Source organism: Gracilibacillus boraciitolerans JCM 21714, from assembly GCF_000521485.1.
GTDB classification, from domain to species: Bacteria; Bacillota; Bacilli; order Bacillales; family Amphibacillaceae; genus Gracilibacillus; species Gracilibacillus boraciitolerans.
The window spans coordinates 1-706 of sequence record NZ_BAVS01000086.1; the positions used below are offsets into that span (position 1 = coordinate 1).

Annotated in this window: 1 pseudogene; it reads left to right on the forward strand. The window is 40.2% G+C overall.

What is annotated here, in order from left to right:
• Positions 1 to 133: 133 nt before the first annotated feature.
• Positions 134 to 590: pseudogene (gene tnpA, locus JCM21714_RS17810) on the forward strand (IS200/IS605 family transposase).
• Positions 591 to 706 lie beyond the last annotated feature (116 nt).

Consider the following 706-nt stretch of genomic DNA (forward strand, 5'->3'; position numbering starts at 1 on the left):
ATTAATGGTTTTAAAACCACAGGCTATGCCTGTGTGAGAATTCAACTTGTAGAGTTGTAACAGAAAAAATCTCCTTTCGGTATAATAGAGTTGGCCGTCAAACCGACTCTATATAACGAAAGGAGATCTACTCATGTCGAGTGACAATAGTTTATCACACACCCGATGGAATTGTAAGTATCACATAGTCTTTATACCCAAGTATAGAAGGAAAGTAATATATGGGAAGTTAAGAAGAGACATCGGGGGGGTGATATTAAGACGATTATGTGAGATGAAAGATGTAGAAATTATCGAGGCTCATGCCATGCCAGACCATATCCATATGTTGGTGAAGATTCCACCAAAGATGTCAGTATCATACTTTATGGGGGTACTTAAAAGGTAAGAGCTCTTTAATGATCCACGATAGACATGCAAATCTAAAGTATAACCATGGGAACCGCACTTTTTGGGCTAAAGGTTACTATGTGAGTACGGTAGGGCTGAATCAAAAAACTGTGGCAAAATACATTCGAGAACAGGAATCAGAGGATAGACTACGAGACAACATGAGTAAACGTGAATACGTCGATCCATTTAAAAAATAGGTAGGAAGATAAACGGTTGACGGTCAATTTCGAAGCCCCCCCTTTAGGGGCCTCGTTGGTAAAGTGCCCTTATAGGGCGAAACTAAAACCGCCCGTTTTACGGGCGGATAGTTATT